General features: G+C 39.3%; 19 protein-coding genes and 2 pseudogenes. 16 read left to right on the top strand and 5 right to left on the bottom strand.

The annotated features are described in order from the left end of the window. The first annotated feature begins 8 nt into the window (after positions 1 to 8). Both KTJ10_RS02920 and uca read left to right on the top strand, forming a co-directional pair. Complete coding sequence (locus KTJ10_RS02920; RefSeq protein WP_000217380.1) at positions 9 to 662, top strand: urea amidolyase associated protein UAAP2; 654 nt, start codon at positions 9 to 11, stop codon at positions 660 to 662. A 2-nt stretch (positions 663 to 664) separates the two neighbouring features. Then, positions 665 to 4,270 carry an urea carboxylase gene (gene uca, locus KTJ10_RS02915; RefSeq protein WP_262441309.1) on the top strand — a complete coding sequence of 1,202 codons (3,606 nt, stop codon included), beginning with the start codon at positions 665 to 667 and terminating at the stop codon, positions 4,268 to 4,270. Positions 4,271 to 4,310: 40 nt separating this feature from the next. Here the strand turns inward: uca and KTJ10_RS02910 are convergent, their stop codons facing one another. Beyond that, positions 4,311 to 4,847, bottom strand: a complete 537-nt coding sequence (locus KTJ10_RS02910) for an NAD(P)H-dependent oxidoreductase (protein ID WP_199992822.1) — start codon at positions 4,845 to 4,847, stop codon at positions 4,311 to 4,313. Between the two features lie 92 nt (positions 4,848 to 4,939). Here KTJ10_RS02910 and KTJ10_RS02905 point away from each other — a divergent pair, with 92 nt between their 5' ends. The 6 genes from KTJ10_RS02905 (at position 4,940) to KTJ10_RS02880 (ending at position 9,494) form a co-directional block, all read left to right on the top strand. Continuing rightward, positions 4,940 to 5,299, top strand: coding sequence for a winged helix-turn-helix transcriptional regulator (locus KTJ10_RS02905; RefSeq protein WP_199992823.1), 360 nt, complete (start codon positions 4,940 to 4,942; stop codon positions 5,297 to 5,299). Between the two features lie 76 nt (positions 5,300 to 5,375). After that, entirely contained in the window at positions 5,376 to 5,915 is a 540-nt protein-coding gene (locus KTJ10_RS02900; RefSeq protein ID WP_199992824.1) for a hypothetical protein, read from the top strand. A 171-nt stretch (positions 5,916 to 6,086) separates the two neighbouring features. Further along, positions 6,087 to 6,212, top strand: a complete 126-nt coding sequence (locus KTJ10_RS02895) for a hypothetical protein (protein WP_001000625.1) — start codon at positions 6,087 to 6,089, stop codon at positions 6,210 to 6,212. 4 nt (positions 6,213 to 6,216) lie between these two features. Further along, positions 6,217 to 6,651, top strand: coding sequence for a CopG family ribbon-helix-helix protein (locus KTJ10_RS02890; protein ID WP_001118705.1), 435 nt, complete (start codon positions 6,217 to 6,219; stop codon positions 6,649 to 6,651). 12 nt (positions 6,652 to 6,663) lie between these two features. Continuing rightward, positions 6,664 to 8,475, top strand: a complete 1,812-nt coding sequence (gene atzF, locus KTJ10_RS02885) for an allophanate hydrolase (protein WP_262441308.1) — start codon at positions 6,664 to 6,666, stop codon at positions 8,473 to 8,475. Then, a complete protein-coding gene (locus KTJ10_RS02880; RefSeq protein WP_262441307.1) occupies positions 8,472 to 9,494 on the top strand; it encodes an ABC transporter substrate-binding protein in 1,023 nt (340 codons plus the stop codon). The genes atzF and KTJ10_RS02880 overlap by 4 nt, the downstream gene beginning before the upstream one ends. 51 nt (positions 9,495 to 9,545) lie before the next feature. On the opposite strand, the gene KTJ10_RS02875 is transcribed toward KTJ10_RS02880, so the two are convergent. The 4 genes from KTJ10_RS02875 to KTJ10_RS02860 form a co-directional block, all read right to left on the bottom strand. Next, positions 9,546 to 10,427: an ABC transporter ATP-binding protein gene (locus KTJ10_RS02875; protein ID WP_262441306.1), complete on the bottom strand. Its 882-nt coding sequence runs from the start codon at positions 10,425 to 10,427 to the stop codon at positions 9,546 to 9,548. Beyond that, positions 10,427 to 11,371, bottom strand: a complete 945-nt coding sequence (locus KTJ10_RS02870) for an ABC transporter permease (protein ID WP_075382684.1) — start codon at positions 11,369 to 11,371, stop codon at positions 10,427 to 10,429. The genes KTJ10_RS02875 and KTJ10_RS02870 overlap by 1 nt, the downstream gene beginning before the upstream one ends. A 95-nt stretch (positions 11,372 to 11,466) precedes the next feature. After that, positions 11,467 to 11,865 carry a hypothetical protein gene (locus KTJ10_RS02865; RefSeq protein ID WP_262441305.1) on the bottom strand — a complete coding sequence of 133 codons (399 nt, stop codon included), beginning with the start codon at positions 11,863 to 11,865 and terminating at the stop codon, positions 11,467 to 11,469. Beyond that, positions 11,858 to 13,198, bottom strand: a complete 1,341-nt coding sequence (locus KTJ10_RS02860) for an MFS transporter (RefSeq protein WP_262441304.1) — start codon at positions 13,196 to 13,198, stop codon at positions 11,858 to 11,860. Before KTJ10_RS02860 ends, KTJ10_RS02865 begins: the two co-directional genes overlap by 8 nt. A gap of 98 nt (positions 13,199 to 13,296) precedes the next feature. Between KTJ10_RS02860 and KTJ10_RS02855 the strand changes: the two genes are divergently transcribed. From KTJ10_RS02855 to KTJ10_RS02820, 8 genes and pseudogenes are all read left to right on the top strand, one after another. Next, positions 13,297 to 14,193: a LysR family transcriptional regulator gene (locus KTJ10_RS02855; RefSeq protein ID WP_064479709.1), complete on the top strand. Its 897-nt coding sequence runs from the start codon at positions 13,297 to 13,299 to the stop codon at positions 14,191 to 14,193. 104 nt (positions 14,194 to 14,297) lie between these two features. Further along, a complete protein-coding gene (locus tag KTJ10_RS02850; RefSeq protein ID WP_262441303.1) occupies positions 14,298 to 17,375 on the top strand; it encodes a DUF2345 domain-containing protein in 3,078 nt (1,025 codons plus the stop codon). After that, positions 17,375 to 18,946: a hypothetical protein gene (locus KTJ10_RS02845; RefSeq protein WP_199976407.1), complete on the top strand. Its 1,572-nt coding sequence runs from the start codon at positions 17,375 to 17,377 to the stop codon at positions 18,944 to 18,946. Before KTJ10_RS02850 ends, KTJ10_RS02845 begins: the two co-directional genes overlap by 1 nt. Before the next feature lie 14 nt (positions 18,947 to 18,960). Further along, complete coding sequence (locus tag KTJ10_RS02840; RefSeq protein WP_199976408.1) at positions 18,961 to 19,974, top strand: PoNe immunity protein domain-containing protein; 1,014 nt, start codon at positions 18,961 to 18,963, stop codon at positions 19,972 to 19,974. Positions 19,975 to 20,033: 59 nt separating this feature from the next. Next, a pseudogene (locus KTJ10_RS02835) lies at positions 20,034 to 21,833 on the top strand (RHS repeat-associated core domain-containing protein); the annotation flags it as partial. Positions 21,834 to 21,849: 16 nt separating this feature from the next. After that, positions 21,850 to 22,380 (top strand): hypothetical protein, encoded by a 531-nt coding sequence (locus KTJ10_RS02830; protein WP_262441302.1) that lies wholly within the window; start codon positions 21,850 to 21,852, stop codon positions 22,378 to 22,380. 88 nt (positions 22,381 to 22,468) lie between these two features. Next, a pseudogene (locus KTJ10_RS02825) lies at positions 22,469 to 22,807 on the top strand (hypothetical protein); the annotation flags it as partial. Between the two features lie 345 nt (positions 22,808 to 23,152). Then, positions 23,153 to 25,933, top strand: a complete 2,781-nt coding sequence (locus tag KTJ10_RS02820) for a DUF2345 domain-containing protein (protein ID WP_262441301.1) — start codon at positions 23,153 to 23,155, stop codon at positions 25,931 to 25,933. Positions 25,934 to 25,939 lie beyond the last annotated feature (6 nt).

Below are 25,939 nucleotides of genomic sequence, written 5' to 3'. Positions count from 1 at the left end.
GAAGCATCATGACAGTTTTACAATCATTTGAAAAAGCAGTTTTAAATGAAGTTTGTCCTGCGGGTGAAGCGTGGATGTGCGAGGTTAAAAAGGGCCAATATTTTCGAATTATTGACCTTGAGGGAAACCAAGCGGTCGATACTTTGTTTATGAGTGCTGAAAACCCGACTGAGCGTTATAGCGCAATGGACACTTTGGCCATCAACCAACAAATATATCTAGAAAAGGGCACCAAGCTCTATAGTAACTTTGGCCGTCCAATTGCGGTTATTCATGATGATAACTGCGGGCGCCATGACACCATTGGCGGTGCCTGTTCATGTGAAAGTAATACAGTTCGCTATGCACATGAAACGTACCCTATGCATAGTTGCCGTAACAATTTTATGTATGCCTTGGCAAAACACCCGATTGCAAAAAAGCATGGCTTAAATGTCCGTCATATTGGCCCAAACATTAACTTTTTTATGAATGTGCCTGTTACACCAGACGGCCAGCTTAAATTTGATGACGGAATTTCAGGCCCGGGTAAATATGTCGAAGTTCGGGCAGAAATGGATTTGATTGTTTTAATTTCTAATTGCCCTCAGCTGAATAATCCATGTAATGCCTATAACCCAACCAAAATTCAACTGGTTGTCCGTGAAGCGGAAGGGGTGTAAGCATGTTTAAAAAAGTTCTGATTGCTAACCGCGGTGCAATTGCCTGTCGCGTAATTCGCACCCTTAAGAAACTCGGGATCGCTTCGGTGGCTGTTTACTCCGAAGCCGACCGTGATTCGTTACACGTGACTTTGGCCGATGAAGCTTTCTTGATTGGACCTGCGCCTGCCCATCAAAGTTATTTAAATATTGAAAAAATCCTTGAAGTTGCAAAACAGTCGGGAGCAGAAGCCATTCACCCCGGTTATGGTTTTTTGTCTGAAAATGCCGAGTTTTGTGATTTGTGTGAAAGCCAAGGTATCGCTTTTATTGGACCAACTTCAAGCCAAATGCTCGATTTTGGTTTAAAACATACTGCACGTGAACTGGCTATTAAAAGCAATGTACCTTTACTTCCGGGTAGCTCATTACTTTCCGATGAAGCCAAGGCTTTGACCGAAGCTGCTCGTATTGGCTATCCGGTTATGCTGAAAAGTACCGCGGGTGGCGGTGGTATTGGTATGCGTCTGGTCTGGAATGAAACCGAGTTAAAAGATGCTTATCAAACCGTATCTTATTTAGCGCAGGTCAATTTTAAAGATGCAGGTTTATATTTAGAAAAATTTGTACAACATGCACGCCATATCGAAGTACAAATTTTTGGTGATGGGAAAGGGCAAGTTTTAGCGTTGGGTGAGCGTGATTGTTCGGTACAACGCCGTAATCAGAAAGTGATTGAAGAAACACCCGCACCACATTTAAATGAACAGCAACGTGACTACCTTCAAAAAGTTGCGATTCAACTCATGCAGTCGGTGAACTATCGTTCGGCAGGTACGGTTGAGTTTGTCATGGACACCGAAACCCAAGAGTTTTATTTCTTGGAGGTCAACACGCGTTTGCAAGTCGAGCACGGCGTGACTGAGCAAGTGTTTGGTGTCGACTTAGTCGAGTGGATGGTTACTTTAGCAAGCGGTGACTGGTCAGCACCCACTGAACAGTTAGAGCCAACAGGACATTCCATTCAAGTTCGTCTCTATGCCGAAGACCCAATTAAACAGTTCCAACCCAGTGCGGGCTTACTCACGCATGTTAAATTTGATCCGCAAGCCCGAGTCGAAACATGGGTTGAAACAGGTTCAACGGTGTCGTCTTTTTATGACCCAATGATTGCCAAAATCATTGTGACTGCTGCAACACGGGAGCAAGCCATACAGGCAATGAGTGCTAGTCTTGCCAACACGCAAGTCGCAGGGATTGAAACCAATCTGGAATATTTGCAAAATATTATTGCTTGCGATGTATTTGCTTTGGGTACTCAAACCACCCGATTTTTAAATACGTTTGAATGGAAAACTCAAAAAATTGAGGTGTTGCAGGCAGGTATTCAAACTGCCATTCAAGATGTAACAGGCCGATTAGGTTATTGGGATGTTGGTGTGCCACCATCAGGTGCTATCGACCCACTCAGTTTAACTGTGGCAAACCAGCTTTTAGCCAATGAACCAAATACCGCAGGGCTTGAATGCACCTTGCAAGGGCCGACCTTAAAGTTTCACTGCGATAGCCAAATTGTCATTACAGGCGGTGATATGCCGTCAAAACTTGATGGTGAACTTGTGCCGATGTGGCAAACCATCAATGTAAAAAAAGGGCAAGTTTTAAAATGTGGGATTATCCGTTCAGGTTGCCGTAGCTATATAGGCGTTAAAGGTGGTTTCGATGTTCCTGACTACTTAGGGTCACAGGCAACTTTTACTTTGGGGCAGTTTGGTGGGCACGCAGGCCGTAATTTATTAATTGGCGATATGCTGCCGATTACTGAATATTCCGCTCAATCGACCACAGCTTTAGCTCAAGCACAAATTCCTAGCTTTACCCAAAACTGGGAAATTGCAGTCATGTATGGCCCACATGGCGCACCAGATTTTTTCACCAAACAAGATATTGATACCTTCTTTTCCAACGAGTTTGAAATTCACTATAACTCAAGCCGTACAGGCATTCGCTTAATTGGTCCAAAACCTGAGTGGGCACGTGAAGACGGCGGTGAGGCAGGCTTACATCCATCCAATATTCATGATAATGCTTATGCGATTGGGGCAATTGATTTTACGGGCGATATGCCGATTATTTTGGGTCCAGATGGTCCGAGCTTAGGTGGTTTTGTTTGCCCTGCGGTAGTCATTCATTCCGAGCTTTGGAAAATCGGGCAGCTTAAAGCAGGCGATAAAGTCAAATTTGTGCCTGTGAGTTATGCGCAAGCAAAAGCACTCGATCAAAAATATCATCAAAGCTTAACTGCGGCTGATACAACTCAGATCGATTTTAACCCAGCCATTCAAGTAGAACCCGACACTTTAAAAGATGCAGTTTTGGCAACTTTAGACGGTAAAGCTGACTTACCAAGCGTGACCTATCGACCAGCAGGAAATAGCTATTTGTTGGTGGAATATGGTGAGTTAGTACTCGATTTAAATTTACGCTTCCGTATTCATGCGCTCATGCAATGGGTCAAAGATCAAAACATTCAGGGTATTATCGATTTAACACCGGGTATTCGTTCACTACAAATTCATTTTGATTCAATTCAACTCGATCAACTGGAGCTTTTACAGAAACTTCAACAAGCAGAAGCCGAGTTACCCGATATTCAAAATATGCAGGTGCCTTCACGGACTGTCTATTTGCCTTTGGCTTGGGAAGATTCACAAACTCAACTTGCCACCGAGCGCTACACACAAATTGTTCGTCCAGATGCACCGTGGTGCCCAGATAACGTCGAGTTTATTCGCCGTATTAATGGCTTAGCTTCTAAGCAAGCGGTTAAAGATGTGGTCTATAGTGCGAACTATTTGGTGATGGGTTTAGGCGATGTGTATTTAGGTGCACCCGTTGCGACGCCGCTCGATCCACGCCAACGTTTAGTCACCACAAAATATAACCCTGCGCGAACTTGGACACCTGAAAATGCGGTCGGCATTGGCGGTGCGTATATGTGTGTGTACGGTATGGAAGGGCCGGGTGGTTACCAGTTTGTTGGTCGTACCACTCAAATGTGGAGTCGTTATCGTAAAAATGCCGACTTCGAAGATGGCAAACCGTGGTTATTACGCTTTTTTGACCAAGTTAAGTTTTATGAAGTTTCTGAGGCTGAACTTCTGCAAATGCGAGAAGACTTTAAGGCAGGCCGGCTACAACTTCGTATTGAAGATGGTGTACTCAACCTAAAAGAATACAACGAATTTTTAAAAACACATCAAGACAGCATTCAAGCCTTTAAAGACACACAGCAAGCTAACTTTGAGGCTGAACGTCGCCGTTGGCATGAAGCGGGCTTGCAAGAATATATTTCTGAAAGTCTAGATGCTGTTGATGAAGGCGAAACCGTGGTTATTCCTGAAGGCGGCTGTGCAATCGAATCACACATGCCGGGCTCAATCTGGAAAATCGAATGTGTATCGGGAGATATTGTTGAAGAAGGTGCAACCCTTGCAGTGATTGAGGCAATGAAAATTGAAATTCCAATTATTGCACCCGAACGGATGAAGGTAGAAACCATTACTATTGAAAAAGGGCAAACTGTAAAAACAGGACAAGTGCTATTTACCTTGGCACCTGTGGCCTAAATTAAAAAGAGAGCATCAATATCGATGCTCTCTTTAAATCTTATGCTTCAGATAAATGCTTTAATACTTTATGACTATGTTCAACCGCTTCTAATTTAATTTTCGACTCTGGGTTACCTGATAAAGGCGAAACGTCATAAAGCAAGTAAGTCGCGCTTAACTGCATTTGCGTATATTGAATTGAATATTGAACCGCTTTTAAAAAGCTATCGATTAAGTTTTCTTGGTCGTTCACCATGTTGGCTTCTGTTTGGCCGACCGTCATACTAATAATGACTTTTTTGTCTTTTAATTTATCGCCCTGAGAGCCATAGGCAAACTGATAAGTAAAAACTTCATCAAACCATAATTTCAAAATTGCCGGCATATTAAACCAGAACATTGGATATTGCAGGATGATCGTGTCATGGCGTAACAAGGCTTCTTGTTCGGCACTCACGTCAATTTGATAGTCTGGATAAAGTTGAAAAATATCTCGTACTTCAAGGTCCGGATAGGTTTTTATAAGTTCATTCACTATCGTTTTATTTGCAATAGATTGAGCGTAGTAGGGATGGGCCAAAATAAGTAAAGCCATGAGAGTACCTTTAAACTATAAAAATAATAGTCACTATAATTTTTATAGTATTGGCGTACAATAACTATCAAAGTTGATAGGTAGCGTTAAAAATGTCAAATACTGAAAATACATGTGAAGTCACAGTAAATGGAAAAACTTATCCATGTCATATCAGTATGGCGATGGACTTGGTGGGTGGAAAATGGAAATGCGTGATTTTGTATTATTTAAAAGATGGGCCAAAACGCTTTAATGAAATCAAGCAACTCATTCCTACAATTACTGAAATGACATTAAGTCTTCAACTCAAGCAGTTAGAGCAAAGCGGTTTAATCTCTAGAACGGTTTATGGTGAAAAAGCACCGATCAAAGTTGTCTATGAAATGACAGATTTTGGAAAAACTTTTAGGCCAGTTTTAGATTCTTTATATGTATGGGCTCATAGTTTGATTAGTCTATCTGAAGATTAAAAATTAAATTATTAAATAGATTAGACTGTATTAATTATATTCAATATTATACTTCAAGAATAAAAAGGAAATTATTATGAAGAGAATTTTATTACTATCATTTCTATTTTTTTATTTGCTTATGCCAGCTTACGCTCAGGAAGTAAAATATAAAAATATTGTAGTTAATCTAAAAGATCAGTGGGATATTAGCAAAGGTCAAAATGAAGAGCTAATTGCAATAAAACAAGCGAGTAAACAGGCAGTTATAATTTCGATATATTATCCCAAAGGTATAGAAGAGGGTATGCAATATCTGGTTGCTTCGCTACAAATTCCGAAACAAGGACTAGTGAAAATGAAAGGGGTAACATTGGTTAATGAGGATATTAATATTCCATTGAGTAGTGGTATGAATTATCAAGCTAATGTATTTACAACCAACTTTGATAAACGTTTTCTTATCAGTGCTTCATCAGGTACTAATGCTGGAGTTATCTTAGTGACATATGAAGGCGAAGGTAATGATACAAATAAAGCGATTAATGATTTTAAAAGTTTAATAAATAATATAAAGATAGAGGCTCCTAAAGATGGATTCCTTTTTAATCAGAATGATTTATTGAAACATAACTAAGGATTAAAAGAGATAGCCCCATCCCTGTGCATGGGGCTTTTTTTTGCCCAAAAATCACTCATAAATATCCATAAAGCCTATCAAAACGACGCTTAAAAACTGGCACATTTTCTGCATCTCTTATCAGTAATACAAAAACTGAATTTGGTAATACCAAGCTAGAGGTGCGATATGAACGATGTAAAACCTGTGGTTCAACCAAAGCCAACTTTAAAAGCCTTTTTAGTCGAATTGCTCAGCGTACGTGCAGGCGTATATATCAAGCAAAACAATCAGCCGCCTAAAACAAAAGGATAAGACTGTGGCAAAACAAAAGTTGGCTCGAATCAGTATTACCGTACCTGAAACGACACTTAACGCACTCGATCAAAAAATTGTCGAGCAGAACTATGAAAGTCGCTCGCAAGCCATAGTCGACATGATTAATAAACACCTGATTGCAGAGCAAGCACAGGCTAATGAAGTCATGGTAGGCACGTTGACGCTGCTTTATGACGCTAGCCAAATGACCTTGCGTAATCAATTGGTCGATTTACAACAACAGTTTTTAGCACAGGTGATTAGTTCACTTCATATCCAGCTCGACCAACAAAAGATATTGCAAGTCATGTTAATGCAGGGCGCAAGTTCTGAACTCAGACAAATTAGCCAGCAATTTATTGTGTTGAAAGGGGTGATTAAAGGGCATTTAGAACTGATGGATGCCGTCATGCCGCCTATACAGCAAAATGACTAAATGAGGAGTAGCGTGTTGAAAAATTTATGGACAATTCAAGACTGGAAAACAGCATATCAAAACGGGCAAATCCATCTTGCAGATCTGATTGGCTACGTTGCAGAAATTAAAAATGATGATAATGCGTGGATTGAAATTGCATCGAACGAGCAGATTCAATCGCAAATTGATATTTTAAAAGACCAGAATATTGCTGACTTACCTTTATATGGTGTGCCATTTGCAGTTAAAGACAACATTGATGTCGCTGGCTTTCACACGACTGCTGCCTGTAAAGAGATTCAATATTTAGCTAAGCAAGACGCTGCCGTAGTTGCCAAGCTAAAAAAAGCAGGGGCGATTGTGGTTGGAAAAACCAACCTCGATCAGTTTGCAACGGGGCTGGTTGGTGTTCGCTCTCCATACGGTGCAGTAAAAAATAGTTTTAACCCTGAATATATTAGCGGTGGGTCAAGCTCTGGTTCTTCAGTAGTGGTTGCCAATGGTATTGTGCCTTTTAGTTTGGGGACAGACACGGCGGGGTCAGGGCGTGTACCTGCGGGTCATAACAATATTGTGGGCCTTAAACCGACAAAGGGCTGGTTTTCTACCACAGGTTTAATTCCTGCATGTCGAACCATTGATGTCATTTCTATTTTTGCGCTGCATATTGATGATGCGTGGACCATTGCGAATTTAATGCAGGGCTATGATGAAACAGATGAATATTCACGAGCACATCCAGCTAATGTACCGACTCAATTTTCTAAACGAAAAATAGCTATTCCAGCTCAGCTTGAGTTTTATGGTGATCTTGAATCTGAAAAAGCCTTTTTGGTGGCAATTGAGCGCGTAAAAAAACTGGGCTATGAAGTTGAGAGTATTGATTTCAGCGCGTTTAATGAGCTTGCTGCCGCACTGTATAACGATGCATGGGTGGCAGAAAGAACTGTCGCTGTTGAACGCATGACAACACGTGAAAAGGCTCATCCAGTCATTGCCCAGATTATTGCGCAGGCAGATAAATTCAAGGCAACAGATGCACTTCAAGCCGAATATAACCGCGCCGTGCTTGCTCGAAAAATTAACTCGGCATTACAACCTTTTGATGCCTTGATGGTTCCGACAGCGCCAACCATTTACACCATTGCCGAAGTTGAAGCCGACCCGTTGACTAAAAATGCGCATATGGGGGCTTATACCAACTTTGTCAATTTTGCCGATCTTTCTGCTTTAGCTTTACCAAATGTACTTCGTGAAGATGGCCTACCAAGCGGCGTAACCTTTATTGCACCAGCTTGGCACGATCAGGCACTCGCCAATTTTGCGCAGCTTTGGCAAGCCGAAACATCGCTGAGTTTAGGTAAATCAACTCAACATTATCAAAAAAGTATAAACATCCAGTCGAATCATTCAGTGCAACTAGCTGTGGTGGGAGCGCACTTAACAGGCATGCCGCTTAATTTTCAGCTCACTAGTCGCAATGCCACTTTGCTTAAGAAAACCCAGACCGCAGAGACTTATAAACTCTTTGCCTTAAAAAATACCACACCACCAAAACCGGGGCTGCAATGCGACGCGACAGGTACGTCAATTGACGTCGAAGTGTGGGATGTTCCCTTAGCAAATTTTGGAGCTATTGTGGCTGAAGTGCCTGCACCACTTGGTATTGGGAACCTGAAACTAAAAGATGGAACATGGGTCAAAGGCTTTATTTGCGAAGCGTATGCCATTCAAGATGCAACCGATATTAGCCATTTTGGAGGCTGGCGAGCTTATATACAGTCACTCAATCAAAACGCTCAAAGTGTTGTTAGTAAAAATGTTGGGGAAGTTTCTATATGATTAAAAAAGCGTTGTTATCCGTATCTATTTTATCGGCAGTTGTATTGGGTGGGTGTGACAATACCGCTAAAGTGCCTGAGGCTAAACAAGACACTCAGGCATCCACAAATACAAAACCAATTACCATTGGATATAGCGATTGGCCAGGCTGGGTGGCTTGGCAAGTGGCTATTGAGAAAGGCTGGTTAAAAGAAGCAGGGCTAAATGTAGAGTTTAAATGGTTTGATTATTCGGCTTCTCTTTCAGCTTTTTCGGCAAATCAGCTCGATGCTGTGTTGGTCACCAATGGCGATAACTTGGTAACTGCTTCGGGTGGTACTCAAGGCATGATGATCATGGCAACAGATTATTCTGCGGGCAATGATGTCATTATTGCAAAAGAGGGTATTAACACCATTCAAGACTTAAAAGGAAAATCAATCGGCGTCGAAAAAGGCTTGGTTGATCATCTTTTATTGGCAACTGCTTTAACTGACCATAACATTAAAGCGAATGAGGTAACGTTGGTAAATTCAGCGACGAACCAATTACCTCAAGTGTTTAATAGCCCCGATATTTCTGCGATTGCTGTTTGGCAACCTGTTGCAGGTCAGGCGTTAAAAGCAGTGGCAGGCTCTAAAATTATCTATACCTCTAAAGACAAGCCGGGTTTAATTTACGACACCTTAACAGTCAACATGAGCCACTTAACTGCTCATCAAGAGGAATGGAAAAAAATCATTCAAGTGTGGGATAAAACCGTTAAATATATTAATGACCCTGCAACTCATGCCGATGCGGTTAAAATCATGGCAAACCGTTCAGGGGTTGATCCAAAGCAATATGAGTTGATGGTCAGCGGTACGCATTTATTAGATATCAGTGCCAATAAAAAAGTATTTGCTAAATCTCAAGGCTTTGACTCAATTTATGGCTCTAGCTATCACGTCAATAAATTTAATGTCGAAAATGGTATTTATAAAACTGAACAAAATGTAGATGGGCTGATTTATCCGACACTCATAGAACAACTCAAATAAGCTCCATAAAGCAAAAAGCCCAAGTTGAACTTGGGCTTTTTTGTGTCTGATTTATTTTTCTGTACTGACTTGAGTCATACGCGGTATTTTTGGTAAGTCTTGCAACGCAGGGTCAAGCTCATCTTCTTCAGCATGTACCAGATAATCAACTCGTGAACGGAGCTGTTTGAACTCAGGTGTACTCATTAAATCGAGTGAGCGTGGGCGGGGTAAATTAACTTCAATAATTTCCTTAATTTCACCGGGGTTGGCTTTAAGTGCCACAATTCGGTCTGCCAGTAAAATAGCCTCATCCATGTCATGGGTCACAAAAATAATGGTGATATCAATGTTTTGCCATAAATCCATCAAGTGCTTTTGCATTTTTTGACGGGTGTGTGGGTCGAGCGCACCAAAAGGTTCATCCATGAGTAAAATTTTAGGTTGATTAACCAAGGCTCTAGCAATCGCAACCCGCTGTTTCATGCCGCCAGAAAGTTGATGTGGATACTGATTTTCATATTTTTCTAAACCAATAATATTGATCCATTCGCGTGCTTGAGCTTCGGCTGTCATTTGGCTAGCCCCACGCATTTGCGGACCAAACATCACATTTTCTTTTACAGTTTTCCAAGGGAAAAGGGTATAACCCTGAAATACCATGCCGCGTTCAGGGCATGGATCTGTAATGCATTCGCCGTCTACTAAAACTTCTCCACTATGGTATGGGTCTAAACCTGCGATAACACGGCTCAGTGTTGACTTACCGCAGCCAGAAGGGCCAATCACACAAATAAATTCTCTTTTATGAATTTTTAAATCGAGCTTATTTAAAACAGTGCGTTCGTTTTGACCATGCTTAAAAACTTGGCTCAGTTGTTTAGCTTCCAAAATCACAGGACGTTCATAAATTTTTTGAAAGTATTCATGCGCGTTAAATGTTGAATCGTTCATTATTTTGCTCCTACTTTCCAAGTGAACATCCGCTCACCTAACTTCATTAATACCCAATCACAAACCAGACCAATCACACCAATAATCAAAATAGCCGCATAGACGTTGTCAAAGTTCTGATAGCGAGCCTGTTGAGTAATGAACCACGTAATACCCGAGGTTGTACCAATCAACTCTGAAACAATTAAGTAGGTCCAAGCCCAGCCCAGTAACACACGTAAATCACGGTAAATATCAGGTAAGGCCGCAGGAATCACCACATGAAATAAACTTTTGAGTTTATTGGTACCAAGCGTATAGCCAGCTTCAATTAAGCTTCGATCTACCATTCGGGTGGTATTGGCAATAATGAGAATTTGCTGAAAAAGAGTACCAATCACAATAATGGCAATTTTAGGTGCGTCATTAATCCCTAAAATTGCTACTGCAAGTGCACCAAAGGCGGGAGCGGGTAAGTAACGGAAAAATTCGACAAACGGTTCTGTTAACAGGGATATTCGCTTAGAAAAACCACACAAAATACCCAGTGGAATCCCAATCAATGAAGAGATAAAAAAAGCTGAAAATACCAGTTTAATACTGTGCCATAAACTTTGATGAAACCATGGTGAATCAGGTTGTTCTGGTGGTGTTGTAAATGCGGTGACCAAAGCCTTAGCGACTTCATGGGGAGCGGGTAAATAAATCGGATTAACCAAAATACCTTGTGGTGGTGCAGAATTTCGCTTGACTGCATTTTGTGCTTCGAGATAGAACACATTTTTATCAATGCGACTTCCTACTTGTAAGTAAGAAACACTTCCCGAACTCGTGATTTGTACTTGAGGATGCCAAACAAAAGGTAAGTAACTGATTGCGCACCAAAGACATATTGGAATCACGAAAGAACAAATACTGAGAATCAGCTTGTTCTTTCGCGTAAATTCCTTTGCAACATAACCCATATCGAGAGCTCCCCATTTTGATCAGTATTACGATTTTCATAAAACGTAATATTGTTAAGCAAAATAGGTGCCATCTTTAAGGTGCTCTACATGACTTAAGACGAGGGAACAAAAGTTTCATGTAAATACACCCAATAACATTTTTTATCTTCTATTTTAATGCAGGCCGTAGAGGTACGCACTGTCTCGGTTTCATCAGTTTGCTGATGTTCCTGATATTGCACCCAACAATAATTTTCAAATTCGTATAAAGCTGTACTCTTAATAATGGTGATTTTTAAAGAGGGTTTCTTTCCAATATTTTGACTAAATAAGCTTTTAACTTCGGCTAAACCAATACTCTGACCTTGAACCGTTACCATCTTAAAATTTTGATCAAAGCTATCTAAAAGCGGGCTCAGACTTTGCTCTGCATTTTTTCCTGTAAATACATTTTCTATTAAAATATGTAGGTCAATGACACTTTGAATGGCTTGATCCATTTGATTAGACATGGGTTTTCTCCTTTAAAACGGGAATGAGTGAAAGTAAACAGAGCAAAGCTGCAATTAAAAAAGTATGTTGATAACGAAGCAAATCGCTTGAGCTAGACATCAAGTTATATATCGAAATGAGAACAACAGTACCGACACTAAATGAAACTTGTCGATTAATATTCCACAGCACACTTCCTTGTAATAAATCTTGGCCTGAAAAATCAATCAATGAGCTAATTTGGGCAATGTTGGCACTTAAGCCCCCTCCCATACCCATCAATAAATAAGAAATCACTAAAAAGCTTACAGGGCTTGTGTTTGAAATACAAAACAAAAGAAATATGCCAAAGCTATGTAGGGTTATTCCAATAATAAGAAGAGACTTTTTTCCTAACCGTTGATAGAGCAGACCACCACTAATCATGGCAGTGAGTGCCCCAGTTGCATAGAGCAACATGAATAAACCAGTTTGTTTTGCGTTAAAGCCGAAATTAAGCTGTAAATTAAAAATATTGAGTAAATTAACGCCTGTAAAAATACCCGGAACGGCGTAATAGACAATAAATGCATTACGTAAATTTTTATTTTTTAATAACTCAAGATTAAGAACAGGATGGCAAATGTTTTTCGCATGTCGAATATAAAAAATAAGCATTCCGACTGAAATTAGAAAACTAGTTATAGCGAATGAGGCGTTATGGTAATCACTATAAAATGAAAAGGAGAGTAACAAACATAACAGACTTATATTAAAAATAACTAACCCTTTTATGTCTGGTTTTTCACTCGACACATTCTCTGTTTTTTTAATCCAGAACCATGCTAGGGCTGATGCAAGTAAAGAAAAAGGAAGGTTAGATAAGAATACCCATCGCCAATTCAATGAATCAATAATCACACCGCCAATCGCAGGTGAAAATGCAGGGGCAATAAGCGCAATTGCCATAATCATGGTAGAAATACGTTGGCGTTCTTGGTTCGGGAATAAGGCATATACGAGTGCTTGCCCGACTGGAATTAATAAACCTCCAGCTACGCCTTGAATAAATCGCCAAAAAATTAAGCTATAAATCGATTCACTAAAGCCAATAAAGCAAATGCTTATCGAGAATAAAAGCATCGAATAACACAATAACTTTTGGTTCCCAAGTTTGGTGGCTAACCATAAACTCATGGGCATAATTAAAATGAGGCCGAGAATATACGCATTTGTTACCCAAGCGACCATGGATGGGCTAACTGAAAATGACGATGCAATATTAGGCAATGCAATTGCGGACATAAAAATGTTGATGCAATCAATAAAGAACCCAACTAAAAACACTGTCGCTATTTTATATCGATAAGACATACCTACCTCCGTGCAGGCAGGGTAAGATCTAGCTCTTTTATTGTCGATTCAAGCGAAGTAAAATCATTGTTTGATAATTTTAAACAATTGGCTTAATTGTGCAAAAAAACCTCAAGCAAATTACCAGTTTTTTACAAGTCGTTGATTCTGGCTCTTTTACCAAGGCTGCTGAAATTTTAGGCTTAAGCCGATCAATGGTGAGTATCGATATAAAACAATTAGAAAAGCAGCTCAATACAAGCCTATTAATTCGTAACACCCGTAATATTGCATTAACTGAAATTGGTCAGCATTTTTATGAAGATTTTAAACAAATCCAACTTCAGATTGATGAGGCATTTGAGCGAAGCCAACACTTAGGCACAAGCATTACAGGCACTTTACGGTTTTCGTCTACCAATGAATTTGGCCAACGTTTCATTTTGCCTTTACTTCCTGAGTTTTGTCGGCTTTATCCACATTTACGTTTACAGTATTCTTTTAATTCATCTCTCGATGATTTAGTGACTGAAAAATTAGATCTGGTTATTCGACTAGGGAATTTAAAAAACTCATCTCTAAAAACTCGAAAAATTGGGGAATATCCAATTTATATTGTTGCTACTCCACAATTTATACAAAACCATCCCGTAGAAAATATATCTGATTTAGCAAATGTTCCGTGGATTGGTCACACATTATTGAACTGGCAAGATTCACAATATATTTTGGAAAATAGTTTAGGTGAGCAATATTCATTACCTTTTATTCGAAGTCAGTATGAATCAAACTCGGTAACAGCCATTCATCAAATGGCTCTCTCATCTTTAGGTATTGCGATTTGCCCAGCATGGTTAGTTGATGAAGATATTCAACAAAACCGGTTAATTCGATTATTTCCCGATTTCTCATTACCGCTACAAAATATTCAATTACTTTATCCTAATACTTCTAATTTATCGGCCAAAACGAGAGCATTTATAGACTTTTTAGTAGCCCGTCTTTCTTTTAGATAAGCTAAAAAGTATGTAAGTCATGGAAGATAAGCTATTTTATATAAATAGACAATTCTGTCTGTTTTTTATAAAATATCGATGATTATGACTCAGTTTTTATAATAATGATGTCCCATAAAATATTTCAAATTTTAGATAGTTTAGGGTTGGTCGCACAGAACCGCGTTCTTCATGTGCAATTTTCCAACGCATCATTAAACAATCAAGTCTTCTTACAACGCATTGAGGGCGAACATACCCTCAACCAAGGTAGCGTTGCTGAGTTACTGTGTCTGTCGACAAACGCGCACATTGCATTAAAACAATTTATTGGCTGTCAGGTTGCCGTAGATCAAGTCACCGATACAGGCCAGTTCTTTAGAACCACGGGCATTATTACCGAAGCCAGCCAAGGGCAAAGTGATGGCTCACTCACCATTTATAATTTAAGTTTAAAAGACCCAACTGCACTCTGGCATAAACGCCGTAATAGCCGCGTGTTTATGAACAAAAGCGTGCGCGATATTAGCGAAATTCTGTTTAAAGAATGGCAGGGCAAAAGCCCACTGTTTGCTTCAAGCTTAACACTTGATACATCTGGCTTAACCAAAGACTACGATGTGCGTCCATTTGTGATGCAGTCAAACGAAAGCGATTATGACTTTTTAACCCGTTTGTGGCGTAGCGAAGGCATTAACTGGTTAGTCGATGAATCGCAACTTTTGGTCGATGACCCGAATGCTTCCATTCAGCCACAAGTGTTACGTTTGATTGACGATAACCAAAATTATCAGGCGCTTGAACGTCGTAGCCTCCGCTACCAACGCAGCAGTGCCACAGAACAGTTCGATACCATTACCCAAGTTAAAGCTGAGCGTCGCTTACAACCAACCTCGGTTCATGTGCAACGCTGGCAAGCTGATGCCCTACAACAAGAAGAAGGCAGTGGCAGCGTACAAGGCACCCAAAAGCATAGCGAACACTATGACAACGCTAGCTTAAACCTTGAAGATGCATGGCACGTTAGCCCCGCTTGGATGCAGGACTTAAACGGTGAAGACCAAGCCACAGCTTCAGGTAATAGCCAGATTGAACAGCTTAACCAGCACATCAATGCTTATCATCACCTGAATTCTAAACAGTTTACGGTTTCAGGTAACGTCCGTGATGCACAGGTCGGTTACTGGTTTGAACTGAATGACCATCCTGAACTCGACCAACATGACAGTGCCGATAAAGAATTCTTAATCTTAAGTAAGCACTACTATAACCAGAATAATTTACCGAAAGAATTACAACAGCAACTTGAGCGCTTATTACCAAAAGACAAGCTCATGGCCGCCCAACTCGACAGCCAAAACCCTGAGCAGCGTCACTTTGCTGAGCTGAACGTGGTTCGTCGCAACATTAAAGCTGTCCCTGAATATAGCCCACTAGAACACCGACCAGCAGCTTACCCGCAGCGCGCTAGAGTGGTGGGGCTGGAAGGTGAAAGCATTCATGTAGACCAATGGGGACGCATTAAAGTCCGATTCCTGTTTACCCGAGCTGATGACCATAGCCATGACGGTGGAGCAGGCAGTAACGATAATGACACCGACTCGGCTTGGGTCGATGTACTCACTCCTTGGGCAGGGGCAGGTTATGGCGCACGCTTCTTACCACGTGTGGGTGAGATCGTGGTGATCGACTTCTTTGACGGCAATATTGACCGCCCGTTTGTGGTGGGACGCATTCATGAAGCCGAACGTCACCCAACCCAGTTTGACCAGAAAGGCCAACTACCTGACACTAAAAAACTGAGCGGTATCCGCTCAGAAGAAGTCGACGGTAAAGGCTTTAACCAACTCCGCTTTGATGACACGACAGGCCAGATCAGTGCCCAGCTCCAAAGTAGTCATGCGGCCAGCCAGCTTAACTTGGGTAACTTAAGCCATCCAAAAGACAAAGCCGAAAGTGATGGTCGTGGTGAAGGTTTTGAGCTACGAACAGACCAGTGGGGGGCAGTCAGAGCAGGCAGCGGCTTACTCGTTAGTACCCATAAACAGGACCAAGCTCAAGGTGTACATCTTGATGCAAATGAGGCCAAACAACAAATAGAAGGCGGCCTTAGCAATGCCAAGGCACTCAGTGAAGTTGCTAAAAACCAGCAAACTGATCCATTGGAAGTTCTTGAGAACCTAAAAACGTTCATAGAACAAATTGAAGAAAAAGATCAAGACAAAGCTGCCGCTTTTAAGCAAGCCTTGATGATATTAACTGCACCTAACAGTATCGCTTTAGCCAGTAATGAAGACATTCACCTCAGCGCAGATGCTCAGTTAAGCCAAACTGCTGGTGATAGCATTAACCTGACCACTCAAAAGAACCTGATTGCACACGCCCAAAATAAAATCAGCCTTTTTGCGGCTCAAGCAGGCGCAAGACTCTATGCAGGCAAAGGCAAAGTCGAAATACAAGCACAAGGCGATGGAGCAGATTTGATTGCCCGTAAAGCTGTGCAGATTATTTCAACAGAAGACAAAATTGAAATTAGTGCTTCTAAAGAAATCGTTATCACGGCGGGTGGATCTCAAATCAAGATTAATGGCTCGGGAATTTTCCCTGTCACTGGTGGCAAGTTTGAGGTAAAAGCTGGGCAGCATTTATTTATGGGAGGAGGAAGTGCTTCCAATACTTTACCTGCTTTGCCAGTAATAGGAAAACATACGGGTTCAATAGAGCTTAATTATGTTTATGAAGATTTATCTCCTGTAAAACAAGCAACATACGAACTTTTATTTGAAGATGGTACCAGTAAAAAAGGTGTGTTGGATGTAAATGGTTACGCTAAAATTGACAATATCGAGTTAGGTAAGAAAGCTAAAGTTTTATATGGTGAAGATATTAGAGTTAAACCAGAACATTTTATAGATCTTTTGGAAAATCCTATTGCTGAGCAAAAAATACGTACTGAAGAAGATGTGTTATCTGCGAGGGCAACATTTTCTGATACATACAATGCTTATCTAAAAGATAATTTTTTTGATGATGAAATTGAAGAAATGCAAAATAGCAGCGAAATTATACATGACTACTATGATGATTATATTTTAGAAAATGAAATTACACCTGAGACAAAACCATATAAAGAAATGCATTCGCAAGATTTAACAGGTGATGAAGCTGAATCCGAGCGTAGTTATCAAGAAGGTGATATTTAATGGCGACTTTACCTTCTGTACCAGCAAAAGCAACTAAACAACCTGTAACACAAAGAGTAACACCTCAGCAGTTAAAAAAAGCAGATGATGATGTAGGGAAATGGTTTTTAGGCTTACTAGATGGGAGCGGTACGGGGCCTAGTCAAATTATTGTTACAGCAATTTTAGGATGTGTTCCGGTTGTAGGACAATTATTTGATTTACGTGATTTAATTAAGGGGATTATCTTAGTAGCCACAAATCCGGCTAATATAATGGGATGGGTAGATTTAGTCATAACTTTAATTGGATGTATTCCTGGATTTGGAGATGCATTCAAAGCAGGGTTTAAGCTTGCAAGAAGTGGTGCAAATGCAGAGCGTGTATTTGATGCTATGCGTAAATATGCCAAGATAGATCCTAAAAAAGCATTAAAAGAAATGGATTGGAATCAACTTAAAAACAAATGCCTTTCTTTACTCAATAAAATGATTGATGAATTTGTAGATGTTCTGGATTCTTGGTTGGCAAAACAAGTAATGGGTAGACCTAAAGTAAACGAAGTAATTCGTATGCTTCAACAAGTAAAAAAAGATGCTCCAAAATATATGAATTCTGCGTTTGCAGAAATTCAAAAAACAGTTAATCAAATGTTGAATATGCATCCCCCATTACCGAGTACAGCAGCAGCTAAGACCACACGTCAAGTTCCGCCTAGACAGACGACAGTTGCTGGGAAAGGAAAAAACTCATCTCAACAACCTTCAAATCATCAACGAGGTGGAGCACAGCAGCAAGTAAAAGACAAAGCTCCGACTGTTCAGAGTTCTGCTGCTAATAAAACAAAACGTAGTCAAGAAATTAGACAATCGAAAAAAAAGCGTTGGTCTACGGGGGTGCCTGCTGAGCATATTGTGGATTACTATTCAAAAGAAAGACGAAAAGGTTTACGTAAAATTAATGATAATGGACGTTTAATAGAAGAACATGATCGTTTAAAGCGTAATGCAGCCGGTGACCGAATACGTAAACAAGATATTAACCAAACTGGTATAGATCATTTGTGGTTTGGAAGCCATAAAGGTCGTAAATATTTGGTTGGTGAAACAAAGGGAAGCATTTTTGGTCATTTTGCTTTTTTAGCGGGAATGGCAGATTCTGATGCTAAGGCTATTGAAGGTAATCGGAGCGAGATTGGTAAAATTTTTGATGGAAAGACTGAGTACAATGAACAGTCAGGGTTAGGTAAAAGATCGACTAGTGCAGAAACTTCTATAAAAAATGAAGGGGCTCTAACTGGCAGTCAAGGGAAAGCTGGGCTAAGTGGTACTAAGTCTAAAGGTCGTCAGATGAGTCATCGATGGATATATTCATCATTAGAATCGGATAATACTATCCCTGCTTCACACAAAGACTATCTAACGGACTCTATTCAAAGTGCACGGGTAGGTAGGAAGAATCCAACTATATATAATCGAGAAATTTATATGGTTACAGGAAAACAATATGAACAACATGACCGCTCAAAAGGAAAATTACATAATATTCAGATGCCATTAATTTTTTTACCTGATAATATTTTACCTGAGTAATAGGGTTGCAGCATATGTTAAAAGTTTTGAATAAATCTGAATGGGATATAGTTAAACGTGAACCATACCAAAAATTTTCAGATTATCAAAAGCGATTGGATTTTAATCTTAAAAATATTCAAATAGGTTTAAATAATCTAGAGAATGATTTTGATCATGGACCTGATGATTATTATGTTGGGTTAATGAATGCTTCAAATGCTATTGCTCAGCTATCCCTTAAAAGTGTTTTTTTTAGTTATTCTGCTGGTCTAACAGTAGAAGAACTTGCTGACTTTTTTCCAAAGGTAGTGGAATATTGGCAGCTTTATGCAAAGCATCATATCAATTTTCATCAAAGTTCAGAATGTGATGGGCATTTAGTACCACATTTAGAACTGGTAACTGATGAATATTGGGAAGCTTTACAGTTAGTTTGTTTCTCTATTTTATTTGCTCAACCTGAGCATTTAAAAATAATTATGGAAATTTTGGCTTATGAAAATGATGAGCAAGATGCCTTACTAGATAAACTAGTTTCTCCATGGTTACCAGATCGGGAAATCTCGGAAGTCTATTTAAGACAACTTCCATATAGAAAGCTTGAAAAAGTATTTACGGCGGATGAAGCTGACCGTCCAGCTCTAATGTCAGCTTATATGGATGAGTGGTATGGTGCAAGTAAAAGAGAACCTTATCATGACCGTCATAAAAGTAGTCAGTTTCCGGGTTACTGGTCATTAGAGGCGGCAGCAATTACAGTTATTTTACGAATAGATGATAGTAGTTATCGAGATAAACCATACTATCCAAAAGACTTGGTTGATTATGCTAGAAGCCAGTATACAGTTCTAGATGAACATGGAAATATAGAGGGAGAAGCTAACCGTTTACGTTGTGAAGCTGGTGAACCTTGTCCTCAGTCTGGAGAATGGTATAGCCCAGCGAATGACATGCAAAAGCGTAATTTTAATCAGGGCGAAATTATGCCAGAAATTAAAGATAACTCTTGGGGCGAAACCATTTGGTATTTAGATCTAGAAAATTAATAATATTTTATTTTTTGATCTTTTAATATAGGGCCTATCTAACTGATGGGCTTTTTTATATCTGGAAACATGTCTATGATGAATTAAATAATCGAACTACAACCATCCGACCAGATGGACAGAAAGTAGATTGGCTGACTTACGGGAGTGGATATGTCTATGGCGTGGCTTTAAATGGTGAAGATGTTGTTAGCTTTGAACGTGATGATTTACATAGAGAGACATTACGCCACTATGCAAATGGACTTAGCCAACAACAACGTTATGATGAAGTCGGGCGCTTAACTCAGCAATTAATGTTGAATGGGCATGACAAAGGCTATCAGGCCCAAACTAAAAATAATGCCATCCAGCATACCAACCAATTGATTGAACGCTTATATCACTACGATAAAACAGGTGAGTTAACGCTCATTAAGGATACTCGTCGTGGGGCTATTCATTATAAATATGATCCTGTTGGGCGTTTATTGGAGGCAACTAGTAAACTTGGGAAAGAGACTTTTAATTTTGACCCGGCAAGTAATATTTTAGATCGATATAACAGTACCAAAGAGCAATCCGCACAGCACATTTCTAGTGAAAAAGGTTATAGCTATAACCGCTTAGTCAATAACGTCGTACAAGAATATCTTGACCAACAATATCAATATGATGCTTTTGGACAGCTGATTCGACAAAAGTCATCACAAGGTGATTTAAATCTTGAGTGGGATGTATTGGGACGTCTTGTCCGTAGCCGAAATAATCAATATACGGCAGAATATCGCTATGATGCTTTAGGTCGACGTATTCAAAAAAGAAGTAAGCATCACCATACAGGTCAAGAGCAGAACACTATTTATGGGTGGGATGGTGATACTTTAGCGTATGAATCTAGTGCTGATTTAACAAAACACTATTTCTACGAAAAAGATAGTTTCGTGCCTTTGTTACAAGCGGTGTATCATCACCCCATTGAGCTACATCAAACCCAAGACTGGACAGAAAAAACATATAGCATTTATAAAGACCCTCTTTGGAATACTGCAAAACAAAGCCAAGGTTTTGATGATGTATGGTTCTATCACTGCGACCATTTAGGCACACCGCAAGAAATGAGTAACCAGACAGGCGCCATTATCTGGAAAGCTCAATATAAAGCTTGGGGTGAATGTAAGCTAGAACAGGCTAACTCAGATTTCTTTGAAAAGTCAGAAATTATTAGCAATAATATCCGTTTCCAAGGTCAATATTTTGATGAGGAAACAGGACTTCATTACAACCGTTATCGTTATTATTCGCCGTATGTAGGTCGATTTATTAGTAAAGACCCGATTGGATTATTGGGTGGGTTTAATGTTTATGCTTATACTGCGAACCCCGTACAATGGATCGATCCATATGGATTAGCACCATGTAGTCTAGTTAGATATAAGCCAGATAAGGTAACACCTCAAGCTGGAAGTCGACAAGATGCTATTGATAGAGCTTGGTCTCTTGAGAAGCAGCTAATACAAACAACTGGAACAGGTACTAGGGATTGGAGTCAAGCTGAACTGGATACGATTCTTAGAACGCCAAGTGGTAGTGGTAAAGGTCAGCTCTCATCTGTTATGTCAAATCTTGGCTATACTGGTCATCACATTAACAGTGTTAAAAATAATGGAGCATTAGGCGAAAGTTGGAAAGGAGATCCGCGGAATATTGTTTTCTTGGAAAACCCTAAACATCCAAATAGTAGTCCTATGCCTAATGCATATAATGAGCATTTTCATTCAAAGCAAGGTCATCGAGGAAGTACGACTAATGTCTCCAGAGGAAGATTGATTGATAGACAAGCAATGATTAATCAGTTTAATAAAGGTTGTAGTATCTAATATTAGGATAGGTATCATGAATTTTAATGATTTATTAAAGAAAGTTGATGAATGTAATGAAATAATTTATGGTGAAAGATTCCTTATTAATCAGGTTAATTCTGTTAATGATGATCTGTTTAAAAGCTATTTAAGTTGTATTCCTGAAAATGATTTTAATATTGATTTAGGAGGGAATATAAATGATTTTTTAGGAAAAGATTCGTTAGATAATATTCAATATATGTTTGAAGATATATTCGAGGGGGAAAGTGCTACAGTATTCTTAACGCAACATGATGTAAATATCGTATACATAAATCATAATAGTGGCGAGATAGGGGCATGTATTTCAGGCGATGAATTACATATCATTGCTAAAAATTTATTTGATTTTTTTTCACAAATTAATATTGTGCAGAATTTAATTATTGACCTATATGACTCTAACCCTAGAGGTGAAAATAGAGGGTATAAAATAGGTTTTTTAGAAGAGTTAAAGAAAATTCTTATAAATGAAAAAGTATTGTTAGATGTAGAGTATTTTATAGAATTTTTTTATGGTTAAAGTGTAAGTAATATTCAAAAATAAGTAGTATTTCTAGATGTTTGTTTAGAAGTACTACTTTGAAATAAGATGTTTTAAAGGTTGGTCTGTGAATTTTTATACAATTTATCCGCCTGAATATATTGATAGATATTTTTCTTTTGACTTGAAAGGGAAGTAAGAAATTATTGTTGATTATTTTAAATTTGATTTAAGTGATAAGTTTTTAAAAAATCCTAGAATAAGTTTAGATTGTGATAATATTTTTTCTGATCGATTAAATGAGATGTTAGAAACTGATTTTTATTATTCATCTTCTGGAATTTTACTATTTTCAAAAAGATTTTTTAATGAAATGAAAGAAACTCTTGAAGATGATTGTGATTTCTATAAGTGCTCTGTGAGGAATGAAGAGGTAGATATTTATGCTATGTATATTAAGAGAAAAAACAATTTATTAAATGAGTATGACTTCATAAAAAAAGATCTTGTAACAGATGACTTTTTTATTGCTAGAGATACGGATAAACCTTATATCTATGTAGTAAGTCAAAAATTTGTGGATGCTATTAATAAATTTAAATTAAAAATGAATTTCTTAGAATACTAAAATATTAACAATTTTTAAAAGTGAATTAATAGCGTAAGTTTTTAATTCACTTTGTATCTTTATTACGTTTATTATCTTCATTCACTCTTGTATTCATATGGTTAAGTTTTTCTTTACAAAATAGACAGATGTTTCTGTATTTTATAAAATAATGCAAATCCTGACAAAGTTTTCATAAAAAAGATGTTATCTCATATACATAGAATCCTAGAAGATTTGGGTATCAGCTCGCAAAAACGCGTGCTTCATGTTCAGTTTTCTAATCCATCGTTGAATACTCAAGTCTTTTTACAAAGTATTGAAGGGCAGCATCAGCTAAATAAAGGACTGACTGCCGATTTATTTTGTCTTTCTATCAATGCCCAAATTTCATTAAAACAATTTATTGGTTGTCAGGTTGCAGTCGATCAAGTCACTGATCAGGGGCAATTATTTAGAACTACAGGAATTATTACAGAAGCCAGTCAGGGGCAGAGTGATGGTTCATTAACATTGTATAAACTGAGATTACAAGACCCGACCGCGCTATGGCATAAACGCCGAAATAGCCGTGTATTTATGAATAAAAGTGTACGGGACATTACGGAAGTTCTATTTACTGAGTGGCAGAACAAAAGCCCGTTGTTTGCTTCTGGTTTAACTTTGGATTTAAAAGGTCTAACCGAAGACTACGATGTTCGACCTTTTATAATGCAAAGTAATGAAACGGATTATGAGTTTTTAACTCGACTTTGGCGTAGTGAAGGCATTAACTGGTTAATTGATGAAGCTCAGTTGTTTGCCATTAATAGCTCAGTTGAGATTCAACCGCAAAAGTTACGTTTAATTGATAATAATGAATCATATTTAGCATTAGACCGAAGAAATATTCGTTATCACCGCAGTAGCGCAGTTGAACAACAAGACAGTATGACGAGTCTTGTGCCAACTCGAAGCTTGCAACCTACAGCCGTGCATGTACAACGCTGGCAGGCAGATGCTTTAAGTCAAGAAGAAGGCATGGGCAGTGTTCAGTCAAAGCATAGTCATAGTGCTGATCAGGATAATGCGAGTTTAAGTCTAGAACATGCATGGCATGTCAGCCCTGCTTGGATGCAAGATTTAAATGGGGAAGACCAAGCCACTGCATCGGGTCACCAGCAGCTAGAAAAACTCAATCAAAATCTATCTGATTATTATGCGTCTCAATCAAAATACTTTCATGCACAAACCACGGTACGTGATGCGCAAGTCGGTTATTGGTTTGAACTGAATGAACATCCAGAAATAGATACGCATAGCGGATCGGACAAAGAATTTCTGATTATTGGTAAAAGCTTTTATTTACAAAATAATTTGCCTAAAGATTTGCAACAGCAAATCAATCAACTTTTTAGTCAAAGCCAATGGCAAAACAATCAATCAGGGCCAAATGACCAAACCGAGCGTCAGGGTAATGAGCTCATCTTGTCGCGTAGAAATATTAAAACTGTTCCTGAGTATAACCCATTAGAGCACCGACCAGCAGCTTACCCGCAGCGCGCTAGAGTAGTGGGGCTGGAAGGTGAAAGCATTCATGTCGACCAGTGGGGACGTATTAAAGTTCGCTTCTTGTTTACCCGAACTGATGACCATAGGCATGACGGTGGAGCAGGAAGTAACGACAATGACACCGACTCGGTTTGGGTCGATGTGCTGACTCCATGGGCTGGCGCAGGTTATGGAGCACGTTTTTTGCCTCGCGTGGGTGAAATTGTAGTCATTGATTTCTTTGACGGTAATGTTGACCGCCCATTTGTGGTGGGCCGTATTCATGAAGCCGAGCGTCACCCAACGCAGTTCGATCAGAAAGGCCAATTACCCGACACTAAAAAGCTAAGCGGCATCCGCTCCGAAGAGGTTGATGGTAAAGGCTTTAACCAACTCTGTTTTGATGACACAACAGGGCAAATCAGTACCCAGCTGCAAAGCAGCCATGCAGCCAGCCAACTCAACTTGGGTAACTTTAGCCATCCAAAAGACAAGGCAGAGAGTGAAGGTCGTGGAGAAGGGTTTGAACTTAGAACAGATCAGTGGGGCGCGGTTCGAGCTGGTAGTGGCTTACTCGTTAGTACTCACAAACAGGATCAGGCTCAAGGTGTACACCTAGATGCAAATGAAGCAAAACAACAAATAGAGGGCAGCCTAAATAATGCCAAGGCACTCAGTAAAGTTGCTAAAAATCAGCAAACCGACCCGTTAGATATGCTTGAGAATATTCAGATTTTCTTAGAAGTTCTCAAACAAGAAGATCCTAAAAAAGCTGCTGAGTTTCAATCAGCAGTGATGCTGCTGGCATCTCCAAAAAGTATTGCTGTAAGTAGTAATGAAGATATACACCTTAGTGCAAATGGACAGCTCACTCAAAGTGCTGGTGACAGTATTAATCTCAGTACACAAAAAAATATAGTGGGTCATGCGAGTCAAAAAATAAGTCTGTTTGCCGCGCAAGAGGGTGCTCGGCTTTTTGCTGGTCAAGGTAAAGTTGAAATTCAGGCACAAGGTGATGCCTTAGATGTCATTGCTCGAAAAAGTGTACAGATTATTTCAACTGAAGACACGGTCTTTATTACTAGCCCAACTGAAATTAATCTGACAGCAAACGGATCTCAAGTTAAGCTGAATGGTTCAGGCATTTTCCCTATCACGGGTGGTAAGCTTGAGGTGAAGGCTGGGCAGCACTTGTTTATGGGGGGAGAAGAAGTTACTCCTCCTAAAAAGCAGGAAAATAAGCCTTATTATTTGACTTTTGAAATTACTGATTTAGATGGAAAGCCAGCGAAAAATGTAGAGTATATTGCATTTAGAATGGATGGTAGCCGGCAAAAGGGGCGAACTAATGCCCAAGGTTTAACTCAAAGATTTGAAACTGATGGCTCAGAACAAATTTCTATTCATATTAGTGATGAAAATGCTTCTAAATATAAACTAGCGGCAAAAGGTTAGAGATAT

Origin of the sequence: Acinetobacter sp. WU_MDCI_Abxc222 (assembly GCF_025514755.1) — a bacterium.
GTDB lineage: Bacteria > Pseudomonadota > Gammaproteobacteria > Pseudomonadales > Moraxellaceae > Acinetobacter > Acinetobacter geminorum.
The sequence above is the reverse complement of the archived record's forward strand: the minus strand, read 5'-3'. Positions and strand labels throughout refer to the sequence as shown.